This is a genomic window from Nocardia sp. JCM 34519.1, from assembly GCF_020361265.1.
Lineage (GTDB): Bacteria > Actinomycetota > Actinomycetes > Mycobacteriales > Mycobacteriaceae > Nocardia > Nocardia arthritidis_A.
In genome coordinates this window covers 1-14,251 of the sequence record NZ_JAIRBR010000013.1, presented here as the reverse complement: position 1 = coordinate 14,251, position 14,251 = coordinate 1, and the positions used below count along the sequence as shown (strand labels likewise).

General features: G+C 68.2%; 17 protein-coding genes. 9 read left to right on the top strand and 8 right to left on the bottom strand.

The annotated features are described in order from the left end of the window. The first annotated feature begins 60 nt into the window (after positions 1-60). The 6 genes from LGY53_RS27690 (at position 61) to LGY53_RS27665 (ending at position 5,363) form a co-directional block, all read left to right on the top strand. Complete coding sequence (locus LGY53_RS27690; RefSeq protein WP_225729650.1) at positions 61-846, top strand: bifunctional 2-polyprenyl-6-hydroxyphenol methylase/3-demethylubiquinol 3-O-methyltransferase UbiG; 786 nt, start codon at positions 61-63, stop codon at positions 844-846. Next, the gene (locus LGY53_RS27685) at positions 843-2,420 is read left to right on the top strand and encodes a glycoside hydrolase family 57 protein (protein WP_225729649.1); all 1,578 of its coding nucleotides are present in this window, start codon (positions 843-845) and stop codon (positions 2,418-2,420) included. The genes LGY53_RS27690 and LGY53_RS27685 overlap by 4 nt, the downstream gene beginning before the upstream one ends. Continuing rightward, positions 2,417-3,670: a glycosyltransferase family 4 protein gene (locus LGY53_RS27680; protein ID WP_225729648.1), complete on the top strand. Its 1,254-nt coding sequence runs from the start codon at positions 2,417-2,419 to the stop codon at positions 3,668-3,670. The genes LGY53_RS27685 and LGY53_RS27680 overlap by 4 nt, the downstream gene beginning before the upstream one ends. 26 nt (positions 3,671-3,696) lie before the next feature. Then, positions 3,697-3,903, top strand: a complete 207-nt coding sequence (locus LGY53_RS27675; protein ID WP_225729647.1) for a hypothetical protein — start codon at positions 3,697-3,699, stop codon at positions 3,901-3,903. Positions 3,904-3,905: 2 nt separating this feature from the next. Continuing rightward, complete coding sequence (locus tag LGY53_RS27670; protein WP_225729646.1) at positions 3,906-4,319, top strand: type II toxin-antitoxin system VapC family toxin; 414 nt, start codon at positions 3,906-3,908, stop codon at positions 4,317-4,319. A gap of 102 nt (positions 4,320-4,421) precedes the next feature. Further along, positions 4,422-5,363, top strand: a complete 942-nt coding sequence (locus LGY53_RS27665; RefSeq protein WP_225729645.1) for an endonuclease domain-containing protein — start codon at positions 4,422-4,424, stop codon at positions 5,361-5,363. 354 nt (positions 5,364-5,717) lie between these two features. Here the strand turns inward: LGY53_RS27665 and LGY53_RS27660 are convergent, their stop codons facing one another. Then, positions 5,718-7,004: a PQQ-binding-like beta-propeller repeat protein gene (locus LGY53_RS27660; protein ID WP_225729829.1), complete on the bottom strand. Its 1,287-nt coding sequence runs from the start codon at positions 7,002-7,004 to the stop codon at positions 5,718-5,720. 424 nt (positions 7,005-7,428) lie between these two features. Between LGY53_RS27660 and LGY53_RS27655 the strand changes: the two genes are divergently transcribed. Both LGY53_RS27655 and LGY53_RS27650 read left to right on the top strand, forming a co-directional pair. Then, positions 7,429-8,178 (top strand): acyltransferase, encoded by a 750-nt coding sequence (locus LGY53_RS27655; RefSeq protein ID WP_167477142.1) that lies wholly within the window; start codon positions 7,429-7,431, stop codon positions 8,176-8,178. Then, positions 8,179-8,718, top strand: a complete 540-nt coding sequence (locus tag LGY53_RS27650; protein WP_225729644.1) for a DUF1697 domain-containing protein — start codon at positions 8,179-8,181, stop codon at positions 8,716-8,718. Here LGY53_RS27650 and LGY53_RS27645 read toward each other — a convergent pair. The 5 genes from LGY53_RS27645 to LGY53_RS27625 form a co-directional block, all read right to left on the bottom strand. Further along, complete coding sequence (locus tag LGY53_RS27645; protein WP_225729643.1) at positions 8,699-9,877, bottom strand: class I SAM-dependent methyltransferase; 1,179 nt, start codon at positions 9,875-9,877, stop codon at positions 8,699-8,701. The two genes, LGY53_RS27650 and LGY53_RS27645, sit on opposite strands and share 20 nt — an antisense overlap. Next, a complete protein-coding gene (locus LGY53_RS27640) occupies positions 9,878-10,855 on the bottom strand; it encodes a class I SAM-dependent methyltransferase (RefSeq protein WP_167477145.1) in 978 nt (325 codons plus the stop codon). Positions 10,856-10,880: 25 nt separating this feature from the next. Beyond that, complete coding sequence (locus LGY53_RS27635; RefSeq protein WP_225729642.1) at positions 10,881-11,654, bottom strand: enoyl-CoA hydratase-related protein; 774 nt, start codon at positions 11,652-11,654, stop codon at positions 10,881-10,883. A gap of 50 nt (positions 11,655-11,704) precedes the next feature. Further along, complete coding sequence (locus LGY53_RS27630) at positions 11,705-12,472, bottom strand: NUDIX hydrolase (protein WP_225729828.1); 768 nt, start codon at positions 12,470-12,472, stop codon at positions 11,705-11,707. A gap of 105 nt (positions 12,473-12,577) precedes the next feature. Next, complete coding sequence (locus LGY53_RS27625) at positions 12,578-13,408, bottom strand: ABC transporter ATP-binding protein (protein WP_225729641.1); 831 nt, start codon at positions 13,406-13,408, stop codon at positions 12,578-12,580. Positions 13,409-13,531: 123 nt separating this feature from the next. Here LGY53_RS27625 and LGY53_RS43720 point away from each other — a divergent pair, with 123 nt between their 5' ends. Continuing rightward, the gene (locus LGY53_RS43720) at positions 13,532-13,660 is read left to right on the top strand and encodes a hypothetical protein (protein ID WP_255664841.1); all 129 of its coding nucleotides are present in this window, start codon (positions 13,532-13,534) and stop codon (positions 13,658-13,660) included. Positions 13,661-13,675: 15 nt separating this feature from the next. Here the strand turns inward: LGY53_RS43720 and LGY53_RS27620 are convergent, their stop codons facing one another. Together LGY53_RS27620 and LGY53_RS27615 are read right to left on the bottom strand one after the other, a co-directional pair. After that, positions 13,676-13,828 (bottom strand): hypothetical protein, encoded by a 153-nt coding sequence (locus tag LGY53_RS27620; protein ID WP_225729640.1) that lies wholly within the window; start codon positions 13,826-13,828, stop codon positions 13,676-13,678. 151 nt (positions 13,829-13,979) lie between these two features. Next, a partial coding sequence (locus LGY53_RS27615) for a peptidyl-tRNA hydrolase (protein WP_305082756.1) occupies positions 13,980-14,251 on the bottom strand: 272 nt, incomplete at its 5' end.

The following is a 14,251-nucleotide window of genomic DNA, read 5'->3' as shown; positions in this document are numbered from 1 at the left end:
ACTCTCGGAACAGGCAACCGGACGATCGGGTTCGCCGGATCGGCCAGTAACGTCTGACGGATGAGTGAGGCTGTGATCCCTGCCGCGGCGGCCGAGTCCGGTGCCACCGCACCGCTGCCGCTGACCGGCGAGCGCACCGTCCCGGGCATAGCCGAGGAAAATTACTGGTTCCGCAGGCATGAGATCGCCTATGCCCGGCTGCTCGAGCGCTGCGCCGGAAAGGTGGTGCTGGAGGCGGGATCCGGCGAGGGCTACGGTGCGGACATGATCGCGGACGTCGCCGCCAAGGTCATCGGCCTCGACTACGACGAGAGCGCGGTCGCGCACGTGCGCGCCAGATATCCGCGCGTGGAAATGCGCCACGGTAACCTCGCCGAACTGCCGCTCGACGACGCCTCCGTCGATGTCGTGGTGAATTTCCAAGTGATCGAACATCTTTGGGATCAGGGCCAGTTCCTCCTGGAATGCCTGCGGGTGCTGCGGCCGGGCGGCGAACTCCTGATCAGCACGCCCAACCGGATCACGTTCTCCCCGGGCCGGGATACCCCGCTCAACCCCTTCCACACCCGGGAACTGAACGCCGCCGAACTCACCGAACTGCTCGTCACGGCCGGATTCACGGTCCGGCTGATGACCGGCGTGCACCACGGACCGAAGCTGAAAGCGTTGGACGCCAAGCACGGTGGCTCGTTCATCGACGCGCAGATCCAGCGCGCGCTGGCCGGCGAACCATGGCCCGCCGAGCTGACCGCCGATGTCGCCGCCGTCACCATCGACGATTTCGAACTCGTCCCCGAACACATCGACGCCAGCCTCGATCTGGTTGCCATAGCGGTGAAGCCTTGACCGACAACGTTCCAGGACAGTTCACCCTCGTACTGCACTCCCATCTGCCGTGGCTCGCGCACCACGGCCGGTGGCCGGTCGGCGAGGAGTGGCTGTACCAATCATGGGCCGCCTCTTACCTTCCCGTCGTCGAGGTGCTGAGAACCCTTGCCGCCGAAGGACGTTCACACCTACTGAGCCTCGGGATCACACCGGTGCTCGCGGCACAGCTGGACGATCCACACTGCCTCGCCGGCATGCACCATTGGCTCGGCAATTGGCAGCTGCGCGCCGACGAGGCGGCGATGAGCGGCAACATCGCGCTCGGTAGACACGAACATCGTTTGGCGGCAAAGGCTTTGGCTGATTTCGAGCTACGCTGGCGGCACGGCGCCACACCGGTCTGGCGGGAGCTCATCGACGCCGAGGCGATCGAATTGCTCGGCGGCCCACTGGCACATCCGTTCCAGCCACTGCTCGATCCCCGGCTGCGTGAGTTCGAATTGCGCGAGGGCCTCGCCGACGCCCGCGCCCGCTGGGGTCACACGCCCACCGGCATCTGGGCGCCGGAATGCGGCTTCACCCCCGGAATGGAGTTCGGTTACGCCGCAGCGGGTGTGACCCATTTCATGGTCGACGGGCCCGCGCTGCGCGGTGACACCACCGCCGGACGGCCGGTTCGCGACTCCGACGTGGTGGCCTTCGGCCGCGATCTTCAGGTGAGCTACCGGGTCTGGTCGCCGAAGTCCGGCTACCCCGGGCACGGGGCCTACCGTGATTTCCATCACTACGATCACGCGACGGGTCTCAAGCCGTCCCGCGTCACCGGGAAAACCGTCGCCGGACCGGATAAGGCGCCATACGATCCCGAGCTCGCGGCCGCCGCGGTGCTGCGCGATGTGGACGACTTCGTGCAAACCGTCCGCGAACGGTTGATCAGCGAGTCGGCGCGCATCGGCAGACCCGCCCTGGTGGTCGCCGCCTTCGATACCGAACTCTTCGGGCACTGGTGGCACGAGGGGCCGCAGTGGCTCGCGCGGGTATTGCGGGCGCTGCCGGAGGCCGGGGTCACCGTCGGCACGCTGGCCGACGCCAGAGCGCGCGGATTCGTCGGCGCCCCGGTCGAATTGGCCGATTCCTCGTGGGGGTCCGGCAAGGACTGGCGGGTCTGGGCCGGGGATCAGGTGCGCGATCTGGTCGAGCTCAATGCCGATATCGTCCGGCTCACCCTGGACACCGTCGACAAGATGCGCGCCGCCGAGAACTCCGGCCCGGCGCTGCGCGATCCGGTCGCCGATCAGTTGCTGCGCGAGGCCATCCTGACCGTCTCCAGCGACTGGGCGTTCATGGTCAGCAAGGATTCCGCCGCCGGATACGCCCGCGATCGCGCGCACCGGCACGCGCACGCCGTCCGCGAGCTCGCCGCCGCCGTCGGCGCGGGCCAACTCGCGAAAGCACGGCAGTTGACGGCAGGATGGAACGCGGCCGACGGACTCTTTCCCGGTTTGGACGCGCGCCGCCTCGGCGCCACGGCCACCGAACACCCGGCAACGGCCGCCGCGGATCAGGCCGGTGCCGCAGAAGGATATGCATGAAAATCTTGATGGTGTCCTGGGAGTACCCGCCGGTCGTCGTCGGTGGGCTGGGCCGGCACGTGCATCACCTCGCGGTCGAGCTGGCCGCGGCGGGTAACGAGGTGGTCGTGCTCTCGCGCCGCCCCACCGGCACCGACGCCGCGACCCATCCCACCCACTCCTTCATCGCCGAGGGTGTGCTGGTGGTCGCGGTCGCCGAGGATCCGCCGTGCTTCGACTTCGGCGAGGACATGCTCGCCTGGACCCTCGCCATGGGGCATGCCATGGTGCGCGCGGGCGTCGGACTCGGCAAACCCGGCATCGGCGACGGCTGGACCCCCGACGTGGTGCACGCGCACGACTGGCTGGTCGCACATCCGGCGATCGCGCTGGCCGAGTACTACGACGTGCCGCTGGTGTCGACCATCCACGCCACCGAGGCGGGCCGACACAGCGGTTGGGTGGCAGGCAAGGTCAACCGGCAGGTGCATTCGGTCGAGTGGTGGCTGGCGAACGAATCCGACGCGCTCATCACCTGCTCGAGCTCCATGCAGGACGAGGTGGAGCGGCTGTACGGGGCCGAACGCGTCCCGATGACGGTGATCCGCAATGGAATCGACGTCGGCGCGTGGACCTTCCGGCCGCGCGCGCCGCGCACCGGGCCGCCGCGGCTGCTCTACGTCGGCAGGCTCGAATACGAGAAGGGTGTGCAGGACGCGATCGCCGCGCTGCCGCGCATCCGCCGCGCCCACCCCGGCACCACGCTCACCGTCGCCGGTGTCGGCACCCAGTTCGAATGGCTGCGCGAACGGGCCCGGGTGCACCGGGTGGCCAGGGCCGTGAACTTCGTCGGACAGCTCGGCCACGCGGAACTGCTCGGCTGGCTGCACGGCGCCGACGCCATCGTATTGCCCAGCCGCTACGAACCTTTCGGCATCGTCGCACTGGAGGCGGCCGCCGCGGGCACCCCGCTCGTCACCTCCACGGCAGGCGGTCTCGGCGAGGCGGTCATCGACGGCGTCACCGGCGCCTCCTTCGCCCCGGCCGATGTAGACGGTCTGGTCGACGCGGTCCGCGCCACCCTCGACGACCCGGCCGCCACTCAGGACCGCGCCTACGCCGCCCGCGAACGCCTCACCGCCGACTTCGCCTGGGACGTCGTCGCCGCCGAAACCACCCAGGTCTACACGGCCGCCAAACGCCGCGTCCGCAACCCCCTCCCCCGCCCCACCATCATCGAACGCCCCCTCCCCGAACGAGACCCCAAGTAACCACCCCTGCTGCTTACTATTGGGCTATGAGCGCGATTCGGAAGGAACTGCACCAGCTGGTGGATCAGTTGCCTGAGCCCAAGCTGCGACCAGCGCTGGAATTGATCCGTTGTCAGCTTGCCGATGACGGCGAGCAGAGCACTCGCGATCTGCCGTTCTTTGGGTCCTTCGAGGCAGAGCCCGACCTATCCGAACGTCACGAGGAGATACTGCGGGCCGAATTGGGGCACTGATCATGCTCCTCTGCGATACCGGCGTGCTGCTTGCTGCGGGCAATGCCAAGGACCGGCATCACGTTGCGTGTGTACGGCTGCTCCGGCAAGCCAAGGGCCCACTGCTGGTGCCTGCGCCGGTGCTGGGTGAAATTGGCTATCTCTTGGAGAGCAGAGTCGGACCGAAGGCTGAGGTCACCTTTCTCGAATCATTCGGTGGCAACGGATTTCACATCATCAACCTGGAAAATGACGATATTCCCCGGGTCAAGGAACTGGTAGCGACGTATCTCGACCTTCCGCTGGGGATCGTCGACGCCAGCGTCATCACGATCGCCGAGCGCCTCGAGTTGTCGGATATCGCGACCGTCGATCACCGGCGCTTTCGGGTTGTCCGACCTCGGCATATTGCGGGATTTCGGTTGCTTCCGGAGTAGGTGATATGCCGCCGGAAAGCTGGCTGTCCACATGCGTGGAGTTATCCACAGGGTGGGGGTTTTCGGAGGGGGTTGGGGTTTGGGGGCGGGCATGATGTGGGCATGGGGATGGGACCGATCGACGGGCGGGATATTTCGAACACCGGGGTGGTGCCGCAGGTGCTGCCGCGGGCGGGGTGGGTGCGGGTGCGGAGCGGGTGTTGGGTGCCGCCGGAGAGTCGGGTGGTGGTGGATCCCGTTGCGCGGCACCGGATTCTGGTCGAGGCAGCGATACGGCGGATGTCGGCGGAGGGGGCGGTGAGTCATCAGTCGGCGGCCGTACTGCGCGGATTGCCGGTGTGGGGGTACCCGTTGGACCGGGTGCATGTGACGCGGCGGCATATCAGGGAAGGGCAGCGCGGGCGGTACGTGCGGGTGCACTGCGCGCCGTACCGCGATGACGAAACGGACGAAATCGATGGTATGCGAACGCTTTCGACCCAACGCATCGTCGTCGATCTGGCCCGCTGCGGTCCGCCGCATGCCGTCGTCGCTGCGGGAGACGCTGCGGCGCAACGTTTTTCGGTGACCCGCCGGGAGCTGCGCGCCGCACTCGGCTACGCGGTGGGCAGACAGGGCTACCACACCGCGGTGCGCTTGCTCGACCTGATCGACGGGCGCAGCGAAAGTGTCGGCGAGTCACGCAGCCGGATGATCATGGTGGAGGCTCGGCTGCCGGAACCGGAACTGCAGACCATCGTCCTCGACGAAACCGGCCGCAGCGTCGGACGAGTCGACTTCTGCTTCCCCGATTTCGGGGTGATCGGCGAATTCGACGGCGGCTTCGAATACGGCTGCACGATGACACCGGACGCCGACCCGGACGCGGTGATCCAGCGCGAGAAACGGCGCGAGGCGCAGCTGCGCGACCTCGGCTGGCATATCGTCCGCTGGACCTGGCTCGACCTGGACAAACCGGATCTGCTGACCGCTCGCTTGCGCCGCGCCCTCATCGCGGGCGCGAATCCCGCGGGCGCGATCCTGCGCGCACCGCGCCCGGACTGACCGGCGCACCCGATGTCGTGCTTCGAAAGCCCACGCTGCGGTTGAGAAGCCCGATGCCCCGACTCGAAAGGCGATGCCGCAACTCGAAACCTCAGGGCTGCGGCTCGAAACTCAGGGCTGCGGCTCGCAACACAGTGCCGCGGCTCGCAACCCAGGCTGCGGCTCGCAACCCACTGCCGCGACTCGCAACCCAGTGCCGCAACTCAAAACCCACTGCCGCGACTCACAACCCACTGCCGCAACTCAAAACCCACTGCCGCGGGTCGAAACTCACTGCGGCAGCTCGAAAATTCATCGCCGCAGCTCGAAAACTCACCGCCGTGGCTCGAGAAGTCAGTGCTGCTGGTCGAAAACTCAGTGCTGCGGTTTGAAGACGAACACCTCACCGATCCGGGTGGCGATGACGATCTCGCCCTCCGCGCCGATCGACGTGCCGGTGGTGCTGCCCTGTGCGCCGGGCAGCACCTCGGAGTCGATGGTGGTTCCGGATTTGGTGTCGAAGGTGGTCAGATTCAGTCCGTCGCCGATGGCGGCCACCGTGTACCCGGTATTGCCCGCCGTCTGCACCGGGGTGCCGCGCAGGGCGAGATCCTTACGCTCCCAGACGGTTTCGGCATGGTCGCCCTTATCGCGCAGGGCGAACAGGTAGCCGTCGTCGCCGGACGGGATGATCAGCCCGTTGTCGGAGACCGAAATCCCGCCGCGCGGAGTGAATTCCAGCTGCTGCGTCCAGCGGGTCTGCCCGTTGGCGGCGTCGACGGCGATGAGCCGGTTGCTGTTGTCGCCGACGTAGATCGTCGCGCCGTCGGCGGACAGCGCCGGTGCGGTCGCGCTGCCGTTGGTCAGCATGTCGGCGGTCCACTGCTGCTCCACCCTGCCGTTGCCGTAGCGCAGCGCCACCAGCTCGGCGGTGGGTTTGCCGGGACGCCACAACGTCACGTAGAACCGGCCCGTCTTCGGATCGATCGCGGAGGTGTTGGCGACGGGGCACTGCGGCCCGCCGGTGCGGCAGTCGTCGAGTCCCTGGCTCGCGGCCGGGCGGGTCAGGTCCGGGTAGGCCAGCGGATCCGGATCGCCGAGCAGCTGCAGCGTCGGCGTGACCCGGTCGCCGGTCTGCCTGCTCAGTACGTCGATCTGACCGGTCTGGGTGATCGAGACGACATTGCTGTCGGGGGTGAACTGCGCCGAAATCGGTACGCCCGCAACGGGTGTGCGCCACCGCGGCTGTCCGAGGTAGTTGAAGGAGTTCATCGCGCCGTCATCGCCGACGTACACGTTGTCGACGGCGTCGGTCAGGGTCGGCGCCCAGATCGCGCCGGGACCGAGCAGACTGCAGAACCGCTTACGGCCGGTGAGCATTTGGAAGGAGAAAAGCATGCAGTTCGACGTATCGGTGGTGACGAACATCTGCCCGTCCGGGCCGATGCTCACCGGCTGGGCGATGGGGCCGCCGACCGGCCGGGTCCAGCTGAGCGCCACCTTGCGTGATCCGGTGGCCGGACTCGTCCCGCTGTTGCGACCGTCGTGATGGGCGGCGGGCCAACCCTTTCCGGAACCCGCGGTGATGTCGTCGATGGTGGTGCTGCCGCAACCGGATAGCGCGAACACCCCGGCGGCGGCCAGTGAAAGTGCCACCCGCATCCGGGACGGTCGCCACACGGGACCAGCCAGTACGCCGCTTCCCACCCGTCTGCTCTCCCTGTCGTCGTTGGCCATGTGCGACGCCGCGGGGCCGGCAATCGGCCGCGTCGCGCACTCTGTCATGGTTCGCCGAGACCAAAGCGCGGCGAACCAACGGAGGTCGGCTCCCGATCCGGGTATCCGCGTTGGCGGGTTCGCCGCGAGTCACTGTACGGGAGCGGGCGCGGTGCGGGCGTGCGAGTCCCAGGTGTCGCGCCGCGCAGGTTGTACCGTCAGCTCTCAGCCAGGCGAGCACCGCGCAGTAGTTCGGCCCGACGCGGGCAGGACGCGCCCGAGGGACGGCCACGCCGACCGCGCCTATTACGCTCTATTGAGGTCGCGGCGGAGATGGGCGCGACGGAAGACCACGACAGGAGAACCGTTCGTGACGAGCATGTGGGGCGCACCGTTGCGCGCGCGGTGGCGGGGCTCGCGCCGCCGGGATCCGCAGCAGGCGCGATTTCTGACCTTGGCGTCGCTGCGCTGGGTGCTCGCCAACCGCGCGTACACGCCCTGGTATCTGGTGCGCTACTACCGGCTGTTCAAATTCAAGGCGGCCAACCCGCACATCGTCTTGCGCGGCATGGTTTTCCTCGGCCGCCGGGTGGAGATCCACGCGACTCCCGAACTGGGCCGGATGGAGATCGGCCGCTGGGTGCACATCGGCGACGGCAACGCCATCCGCTGCCACGAGGGTTCGCTGCGCATCGGCGACAAGGTGGTGTTCGGCAAGGACAATGTCGTCAACACCTACCTCGATATCGAGATCGGCGAATCCACGCTGGTCGCGGACTGGTGCTACATCTGCGATTTCGACCACAAGATGGACGACATCACCATGCCGATCAAGGATCAGGGCATCGTGAAGAGCCCGGTCCGGATCGGCCCCGACACCTGGATCGCCGCGAAGGTGACGGTGCTGCGCGATACCAGGGTCGGCCGCGGCTGCGTGCTCGGCGCGCACGCGGTGGTGAAGGGCGAGATCCCGGACTTCAGCATCGCGGTCGGCGCACCGGCCAAGGTGGTGAAGAATCGCAAGGCGGCCTGGGAGGCGGGCGCCGAGGAGCGGGCGAAATACCTTGCGGCGCTTGCCGATATCGAACGCAAGAAAAACGGCACGACGAAGACCGCTTAGATGAACCGATACGCCGCCCTGCTGCGCGGGATCATGCCGTCCAACCCGAATATGGCCAATGCCAAACTGCGGGGCGTATTCGAGGGTCTCGGATTCGAGAACGTCGCCTCGCTGTTGGCGAGCGGGAACATCGTTTTCCGCACGAAGGATACGAGGGTGCCCGAACTGGAGGCGCGAATCCAACAGGCGCTCAATAAGGAACTCGGCATCGCGGGCGGCACGATCATCCGCGAATACGAGGAGCTGCGGGCGCTGCTCGCCACCGATCCGTTTCCGGGCCTGACCCACCAGCGCGGCACCTACCTAATCGCGACCTTCTTCAAGTCCGCCGAAATCCCCACCGAAATACCGGATTTCGACGATCCCGCGGCCCGTGTCGTCGCCGTCGACCCGAAGGCCCGCGCCATCATGGCGGTGATCGACAACAGCACACCGCGCACACCCGATTTCATGGCCTGGCTGGAGAAGCAGTACGGCAAGGAGATCACCACCCGCACCTGGCTCACCGTCCAGAAGATCGTCAAGAAGCTGGAGAGCTAGCCGCCACCGCCGTGCACAGAAATGCAGTGGGGGCGCGGCCGATTCGGGTGATGATCAGCGTATAGGGCTGCGCGCCTTCGGGTTTCAGTCGGCGACGCAGCTGGTCGGGATCGATATCGACGCCGCGGGCCAGGATTTCGAGTTGGCCGCAGTCGCGGCGGCGCAGTTCCGCGCGCAGGGTTTTCTCGCGCACGTCGAGGCGGTCGATGACGCGGAAGCCGCGCATACCCGCGGGCACGCTGTCACCGGTCAGGTATGCGATGCGCGGATCGAGTTGCCACAGGCCGTATTTCGCGGCGTAGTGGCGGACGAGCCCGGCCCGCACGACGGCGCCGTCCGGGTCGATGATCCATTCACCGGGCGCCCGTTCGGGAATATCGTCCGGATCGGCGTCGGTGCACGTCTCGGTGCCGCCGCCGGACCGTAATACGGTGGCACGCCGGGTAATCGATGATTCGGCGAATCCGGGCGACCACAGGCACGCCTCCCGGACGGCGCCGTCGAGCGATACCACCTCGACCTCCCCCGCCCAGTCGAGCGCGCCGAAATCCAAACCGGGAGCGCATTTCACGGCCAGATCGCGCCCCGGATAGGCGGCGAGCAGATCCGGCAGCGGCGGCTGCAGTTTGGCCGGATCGTAGGTGCGCCTGCCGTCGGCGCGGCGCGCCGGATCCGCGATGACCACGGTGCCGCGACTCACCGGAATCAGCGCATCGGCCTTGGCCAGCAACACATTCCGGGCCGCACCCAGATTGTGCGCCGCCATCGCCAGCCGCACCGGATCCAGATCGCTGCCGAGCACTGCGGGGCATACCCGCTGCAGCTCGGCGAGTTCGGCACCGATCGAGCAGGTGACGTCGTGTACCGCACGACTGGCCAGGCGGGCGGCCCGGTGCCGGGCCACCGGTGTCGGCGTCGCCTGCTGCAGCGCATCGTCGGTGAACAGCCAGCCGCGGGCGCCAGCCAGTTTGGCGGCGGCGCGGCGGCGCAGGCGCACGGTCTCCACCAGCGCCGGGGCATGCGCACCGTGCGCGCGGCGCACCCGTTCCAGATCGCGCAGATGCGTCGCGGGAGTCAGCTCCAGCTCGTCCACCTCGGCCAGCGCGCCCGCCGCACCGGCGAGGTAGGTGACATCGGCGCGGCTGAAGCCGTACCCCACCTACTTGTCGGCCGAGCCCGGCTTCACGCCGGTGATCATCGCGTTGTAGAAGAACTGACGCGGCACGATGCGGCGCATCACGTTCTCGTCCACCCAGCTCAGGCCCAGCCAGGCCCGGTACATCGCCATCCGGTACTGCCAGGTGAGCTTCTCCGCGGGCACCGCGGCTTCGAAGGTGCGCACCGGCCAGCCCCACAGCGCCGCCGCGAACTCCTCGGTGGTCGCCTTCACCTCGACGGCGCCCGCCGAACGAGCCATCGCCTCCAGGTCGCGCGGGTCGAAGGTGTGCAGGTCGACGACCGCCTCCAGCGCCGCGGCGCGCGAGGACTCGTCGAGTTCCTCTTGCGGCCGTCGCCAGCCGGACAGGAACGGCAGCTTGGTCACCTGGGTGGTGGCCTTCCAGGTGATCCGGCCGAGCCAGCGGGCGTAGAAATTGCCGACGGTGGTCGGCTCACCCGCGAAGACGAAACGCCCGCCGGGCTTGAGCACCCGTAGGCATTCCTTCAGCGCCAGTTCGACATCCGGGATGTGGTGCAGCACCGCGTGCCCGACCACCAGATCGAAGGTGTCGTCCTCGTACGGGATGGTCTCCGCGTCGGCGACCCGGCCGTCCACGTCCAGGCCCAGGTGCTCCGCGTTGCGCAGCGCCACCTTCACCATGCCCGGCGACAGATCGGTGACCGAACCGCGCCGCGCCACCCCGGCCTGCATCAGGTTCAACAGGAAGAAGCCGGTGCCACAACCCAGTTCGAGCGCGCGCTCGTACGGCAGCGGGGCCGGGCCCACCGCGGCGTCGAAGCGGCCGCGCGCGTACTCGATGCACCGCTCGTCGTAGGAGATCGACCACTTGTCGTCGTAGGTCTCGGCCTCCCAGTCGTGATAGAGCACCTGGGCCAGCTTCGTATCCTTGAGCGCAGCTTCGACCTCGGCCTCGGTGGCGTGCGGGTTCGGCGCGGGGTCGTCGGGGTGAACCGTCATGGGAGCGAAGCCTACCGAAACAAGTTCATCGCCCGACGAACGCCGCCGAGTTGGGCCCATCGGCCACATACGCGCGCGTGCCGACCGTCCGGTCCTCGGTGTCGAACAGCTCGGCCCATTCGGTGCGCGCGCGATCCAGACCGTGCGGGCCCGCCTCGAATACCGCCTTGGCGGCGGCCAGCGCGCGCGACGGCCCATCGATGAATTGGCGCGCCCAGGCCAGGGCGGCGGTGTAGACGTCGTCCGGCGGCACCACCTCGTCGACCAGCCCGAGCGCCGCCGCCTCCTCGGGTTCGACGAACCGCCCCGTGTACACCAGATCCTTGGCCGCCGACGGCCCGATCAGCAGGGTCAGCCGCCGGATGCCCGCCAGCGGGATGAGGCCCGCCTTGATCTGCGGCAGGCCGAGTTTGACGTTGTCGCCGATGATGCGGCGGTCCGCGCCGAGCGCGAGTTCGAGCCCGCCGCCGAGGCAGTAGCCGCTGATCGCCGCCACCGTCGGCTGCGGCAGCCCGGCCAGACAACCCAGTGCGCGCTGCAGATCGGCGGCCATGGCGCGGGCCCGGTCCGCATCGAGTTCGGCCAGCTCCGCGAAATCGTCACCGGCCGAGAAGACGCGCTCGTCGCCGTATACGACCACCGCGGCCACCCGCGGATCCGTCGCGAGCGCGGCCGCGGCGGCCGCCACCTCGCGCACCACCTGCGTGGTGAGCAGGTTCATCGGCGGGCGGGCGATCCGGAGCACGGCGACGCCGCGCGCCTCGCCCTCCGGCAGCTCAACGGTCACGAATTCGGCCATGGGACGCAACGCTACCGCCCGGTCCCGGCCGCCCGGTATGCCGCTCTGTGTCAGCGCGCGGACCCCTTGAGCCGCTTCACGTCCGGCAGGTCCGCGAAGTACCGCTCGTCATTCGGAAAGCGCAGCCGCTGCTGCCCATTGGCGCCGACGAGTTCCGGCATGATCGGGGCGATCTCCCGTTCCGCCGCGAGAATGTCCGCGGTGCAAGCGAATTCGCTCAACGCGACCAGCGCCGACCAGGTGGGCGGCAGCAGGATGTCGTTACCGGCCCGCCACTGCGCCAGCGCCTCGGCCGGGGTGCGCCAATGGACATCGGCGGCCTCGGTGGTCGCGCCGTCCGCCTGCTGTCCGTCCGGCAGCACCGCGACGAAGAACCGGGTGTCGTAGCGGCGCGGTTCCACCACCGGGGTGATCCAATTCGCCCACGGCCGAAGCAGATCCGCGCGCAACACCAGCCGCTGTTCGGCGAGGAATCCGGCCAGCGAGAGTTCCCGGCGTTCCAAACGTCCTCTGGCGTCGCGGAATCCGGCGGTTTCGGAGACGACGGTATTGGCGGCGGGCCCGGCCAGCAGCACCCCGCATTCCTCGAACGTCTCGCGCACCGCCGCGCACACCAGCGCCTTGGCGCGCGGTTCCGATGTCCCGAAATGCCGTGCCCACCAAGCGGGTTCGGGTCCGGCCCAGGCGATATCGGCGGTGCCGTCGGTGGGATCGACGCCCCCGCCCGGAAATACCGTCATACCCGCGGCGAAGGCCATGGCGCCGACCCGGCGCTGCAGGAAGACCTCGGGGCCGTGCGCGCCGTCGCGCACCAGCATCACCGTTGACGCATCCTTGGGCGCCGCTGTCGTCTCACTCACCTCAGCACCATAACGAGCGACGGCTATACGCCGTCAAGTAACCGGCCATTCCGCCGGCGAAGATCAGGAACGGTGCCGCCCGGCCCGCGCCGCCCGCCGCGCGAAGTACCGGCCGTCCACCCTGTCCAACGCGATCGATTGCCGGAAGGCATCGCTCAGGTTCTCCGAGGTGAGCACATCGGAGAGCAGCCCCTGCGCCACCACCTCACCCTCGTTGAGCAGCAGGCCGTGGGTGAATCCCGGCGGAATCTCCTCGACGTGATGGGTCACCAGCACGATCGCCGGCGAATCCGGATCGGCGGCCAGATCGCCGAGCCGCTCGACCAGTTCCTCGCGACCGCCGAGATCCAGTCCGGCCGCAGGCTCGTCGAGCAGTAGCAGTTCCGGATCGGTCATCAACGCGCGGGCGATGAGCACCCGCTTGCGCTCACCCTCGGACAGGGTGCCGTAGGTGCGGTCGTGCAGATGTTCGGCGCCTAGGCTTTCCAGCATGTCGATGGCACGTTCGGTATCCATCTCGTCGTAGCGCTCCCGCCACCGCCCGAGCACCGCGTAACCCGCCGACACCACCAGATCGGCCACCTTCTCGTCCACCGGCACCCGGCTGGCCACCGCGGCCGAGGACAATCCGATGCGCGGGCGTAGCTCGCTGATGTCGACCTTGCCGATGCGTTCCCCGAGCAGATGGGCGGCGCCCGAGGTCGGATGCAGTTCGGCGGCGGCCATCCGCAGCAGCGAGGTCTTGCCCGCGCCGTTGGGGCCGAGCACCACCCAGCGTTCGTCCAGTTCGACTTGCCAGGTGACCGGACCGACCAGGGTGTGCCCCGAGCGTCGGACGGTTACGTCGGTGAAATCGATGAGCAGATCGGGATCGGGTTGCGACACGCGCTCCATCTTCGCCCACCGCACAAACACATTCGCAACACGGGCGGCGCGCTGCCGCCGTGTCGCCGATCCTCGGTCATGCAGTCTCCGAATAACCGCTTGCCAGCGCACACCTCGAGAAGGGAGACGGCAATGCAGTACCGTCCAGGACCCGACGACGAAGAACCGGCCGAGAACGACGAACCCGGTTACTCGGACGACGCGGACGACGACCCCGCCGCCGCCCAACCGGACACCTATGTCGAGTACGACTACGAATGATCCGACGCGGGACCGTCAGCGCACCGAGCGGTGACGGTCCCGCAACTGATTGTCATACGGTAATTCGGAACCATCCGGCTCCTTGGTCCGGAACAGGCGCGCGACGACGAGTGCGATCGGAACCGACAGCAGCGCCCAAACGGCGAGGACCACCAGCAACGTTGTCACGATTGTCCGTCCCTTCGATCGAGCAGGTCACTCACCGACTCCCCTGCGGCCGCCGGTGGACGATCGAACCCGCCTGCCACTGTCATACCCGTATCGAACCCGGCGGACACGTGGTTCTCGACCAGCGACCCGTTCCATCCCCCATTACACCTCACCAGTCCGCGGCCGGTACCGCGATGACCGTCATCGAACCGGGCGCCACCTCGGTGAAACCCGCGTCCCGGACCGCGACCGCCGCACCATCGCGCACCAGCCCGGTCAGCTCCCGCCAGCGCGCGGCATCGGCTTCCCGTACCGCGCAATGGAATTCGAGCTCGGCCCAGCGGCAGACCGGATCCAGTTCGAGTGCGCCCGCCAGCAGCATACTCGCGTGACCGACCTGCGCCGCGGCCTTGCCCAGCGTCATCCCGAGCGCCGAATTCA

Bases quoted from the DNA above. Each gene is read 5' to 3' on its own strand.
- LGY53_RS27690 (WP_225729650.1), top strand. From the start codon at position 61: ATGAGTGAGGCTGTGATCCCTGCCGCGGCGGCCGAGTCCGGTGCCACC.
- LGY53_RS27680 (WP_225729648.1), top strand. From the start codon at position 2,417: ATGAAAATCTTGATGGTGTCCTGGGAGTACCCGCCGGTCGTCGTCGGT.
- LGY53_RS27675 (WP_225729647.1), top strand. From the start codon at position 3,697: ATGAGCGCGATTCGGAAGGAACTGCACCAGCTGGTGGATCAGTTGCCT.
- LGY53_RS27670 (WP_225729646.1), top strand. From the start codon at position 3,906: ATGCTCCTCTGCGATACCGGCGTGCTGCTTGCTGCGGGCAATGCCAAG.
- LGY53_RS27665 (WP_225729645.1), top strand. From the start codon at position 4,422: ATGGGGATGGGACCGATCGACGGGCGGGATATTTCGAACACCGGGGTG.
- LGY53_RS27660 (WP_225729829.1), bottom strand. From the start codon at position 7,004: ATGCGGGTGGCACTTTCACTGGCCGCCGCCGGGGTGTTCGCGCTATCC.
- LGY53_RS27650 (WP_225729644.1), top strand. From the start codon at position 8,179: ATGAACCGATACGCCGCCCTGCTGCGCGGGATCATGCCGTCCAACCCG.
- LGY53_RS27640 (WP_167477145.1), bottom strand. From the start codon at position 10,855: ATGACGGTTCACCCCGACGACCCCGCGCCGAACCCGCACGCCACCGAG.
- LGY53_RS27635 (WP_225729642.1), bottom strand. From the start codon at position 11,654: ATGGCCGAATTCGTGACCGTTGAGCTGCCGGAGGGCGAGGCGCGCGGC.
- LGY53_RS27630 (WP_225729828.1), bottom strand. From the start codon at position 12,472: ATGCTGGTGCGCGACGGCGCGCACGGCCCCGAGGTCTTCCTGCAGCGC.
- LGY53_RS27625 (WP_225729641.1), bottom strand. From the start codon at position 13,408: ATGGAGCGCGTGTCGCAACCCGATCCCGATCTGCTCATCGATTTCACC.
- LGY53_RS43720 (WP_255664841.1), top strand. From the start codon at position 13,532: ATGCAGTACCGTCCAGGACCCGACGACGAAGAACCGGCCGAGAACGAC.